This is a genomic window from uncultured Gordonia sp. (assembly GCF_937858515.1).
In the GTDB taxonomy this organism is placed as follows: domain Bacteria; phylum Actinomycetota; class Actinomycetes; order Mycobacteriales; family Mycobacteriaceae; genus Gordonia.
On sequence record NZ_CALLZT010000164.1, the window covers coordinates 1 to 2,614 of the forward strand.

Below are 2,614 nucleotides of genomic sequence, written 5' to 3' on the forward strand. Positions count from 1 at the left end.
GCCAAGGCCAAGATCCGGCAGTGGTTCGCCAAGGAACGCCGCGAGGAAGCGCTCGAATCCGGCAAGGACGCCATCGTCAAGGAGGTCCGGCGCGGCGGCCTGCCGATCCAGCGGCTGATGAACGCCGAGTCGATGGCCGCGATCGCCAAGGAACTGCGCTACGCCGACGTCAGCGGCCTGTACACGGCGGTCGGCGAGAACCATGTCTCGGCCCGGCACGTCGTCAACAGGCTGGTCGCGATCCTCGGCGGCATCGACGACGCCGTCGACGCGATCGCCGAACGCTCGACACCGTCGACGCTGCCGACCCGTGGCCGCCGTGGCGGCGATGCCGGGGTCATCGTGTCCGGCATCGAGAACGTGGTCGCCAAGCTCGCCAAATGCTGCACCCCGGTCCCCGGCGACGAGATCATGGGGTTCGTGACCCGCGGTGGCTCGGTCAGCGTGCACCGCACCGACTGCACCAACGCGGCAGCGCTGCGCGAGCAGCCCGAGCGGATCATCGAGGTCACCTGGGCGCCGTCACCGGAGTCGGTGTTCCTGGTCGCGATCCAGGTTGAGGCACTGGACCGGCACCGGCTGCTCTCGGACGTCACCAAGGTACTGGCCGACGAACGCGTCAACATCCTGTCCGCATCGGTCACCACCAGCCGCGACCGGGTGGCCGTCAGCAAGTTCACCTTCGAGATGGGCGACCCCAAACACCTCGGCCACGTGCTGAACGTGGTGCGCAACGTCGAAGGTGTCTACGACGTCTACCGCGTCACCTCCGCAGCCTAGGTCCGCCGAGCCCCGCCGATCACCTCGATCGGCGGGGTGGTGCCGTCAGTTCTTGACGGTGGCGGTGGTGATCTTGACCGGCAGCTTCGGTGCGCCGTCCTCTTTGCTGCCTGAGGCGCCGGGCACGATGCCGCCCTTGGCCACCTTGTCGAGCACCGCCAGCCCGGCCTCGTCCACGGTGCCCACCACCGCGTAGTCCGAGGGCAGCGTGCTGTCGCCGATCACGAGGAAGAACTGGCTCGACCCCGAATTGGCCTGGCCGTTGTTGGCGATGGCGATCGTGCCGCGCGGGTAGGTGACGGCCTGCTGACCCATCGCGTTGGGTGCGCCGCTCGGCTTGAGATCGGTGGGCGGCTCGTCCGGGCTGGTCCAGCCGGGACCACCCATGCCGGTGCCGGTCGGGTCGCCGCACTGGAGCACCTTCAGCGACGTGCTGGCCGTCATCCGGTGGCAGGACGAGTCGTCGAAGAACTTGCCGCGGATCAGATGCTCGATCGCACCGGTGTTGCAAGGGGCCGAGTCGCGTTTGAGCGTGATCGGGATGGAGCCCTGGCTGGTTTCGAACACTGCCGCCAGCGTGCCCTTCTTGAGTTGCTTGTCACCGGGCTTGGGGGCTGGCCGCTTCTTGGCCAGGTAGTCCTGGATCTGCTTGTTGTACTCGACGACCTGCTTGCGGTACTCGTCGCGCTGCTCGGCCGGGATCTGCTCCGGCGGATCGACCGGCTGGGCCTTCGGATCTTCCTGCGGCCCCCACGCGCACGCGGTCCAGCGTTCCTTCTCGCGGTCGTCGGACACCTTCTTGACCACCAGACCGGTGATCGTGCCCGCCACGATGACGACGATCGCGACGGACACACCGATGATGGTCATCCGGCGTTTGCGTGCGGCGCGCTGCTCGGTTTCCAAACGCTCCTCGAGCTTGCGTTTGGCCGCTTGTCGGCGCTCCTCGTTGGTCGACACGCTGGTGAACCCTCCTGTGGACGTCGGCATACTCGACTCGCCAGTTTGCCAGCAGTACCTGAGAGTAAGGAACGGCGGGTACGGCGCGCCGTACCCGCCGGACCCGGCCACCGATCCCCCTGCGACAATGAGCCGATGCTGATCACCGGATTTCCGGCCGGAATGTTCCAGACCAACTGCTATCTGCTCGCCCCGCAGCCCGGCGGGCAGGCAGTGATCATCGACCCCGGTCAGGATGCCGCGCCCCAGGTCAGGGCGCTGCTGGCCGAACACGACCTCACCCCCGCGGCGGTACTGCTGACGCACGGACATCTCGACCACACGTGGAACGCCACCGAATTGTGTGACGAATTCGCCATCCCGGCCTACATCCACACAGCCGACCGGCCCATGCTCACCGACCCTGGGATGGGCCTCGGGCGTGCGTTGGGACAGCTGATCGGCGACACCGAGTTCACCGAACCACGCCAGGTTGTCGAGTTCGCCGACGGCGAGAACGTCGAGATCGCCGGGATGCGGTTCACCGTCGACCTGGCCCCCGGTCACACCCAGGGTTCGGTGCTGCTCGGCATCGACGTCGAGGTGCCTGCCGACGAGGACGGGCACGACTCGGGGCAGGTGACCACAACGGTGCCGGTGTGCTTCTCCGGCGACGTATTGTTTGCCGGGTCGATCGGCCGGACCGATCTGCCCGGCGGCGACCACGATCAGTTGCTCGAATCCATCGAGAAGAAGCTGCTGCCGCTACCCGACGAGACTCAGGTGCTACCCGGCCACGGACCCCAGACCTCCATCGGCCGCGAACGCGCCACCAACCCGTTCCTGCTCGGGATCGGGACCGAGAAGAAGGGACGATTCGGACTGTGAGCGCCGA

Annotated in this window: 3 protein-coding genes; 2 read left to right on the plus strand and 1 reads right to left on the minus strand. The window is 67.3% G+C overall.

The annotated features are described in order from the left end of the window. The coding region (locus Q0627_RS15735) for an ACT domain-containing protein (RefSeq protein ID WP_298811317.1) at positions 1-780 on the plus strand (780 nt) is incomplete at its 5' end. A 45-nt stretch (positions 781-825) separates the two neighbouring features. On the opposite strand, the gene Q0627_RS15740 is transcribed toward Q0627_RS15735, so the two are convergent. Continuing rightward, complete coding sequence (locus Q0627_RS15740) at positions 826-1,740, minus strand: peptidylprolyl isomerase (RefSeq protein ID WP_291014317.1); 915 nt, start codon at positions 1,738-1,740, stop codon at positions 826-828. 135 nt (positions 1,741-1,875) lie between these two features. On the opposite strand from Q0627_RS15740, the gene Q0627_RS15745 reads away from it, so the two are divergent. After that, complete coding sequence (locus Q0627_RS15745) at positions 1,876-2,607, plus strand: MBL fold metallo-hydrolase (RefSeq protein WP_291014319.1); 732 nt, start codon at positions 1,876-1,878, stop codon at positions 2,605-2,607. Positions 2,608-2,614 lie beyond the last annotated feature (7 nt).

Bases quoted from the DNA above. Each gene is read 5' to 3' on its own strand.
- Q0627_RS15745 (WP_291014319.1), top strand. From the start codon at position 1,876: ATGCTGATCACCGGATTTCCGGCCGGAATGTTCCAGACCAACTGCTAT.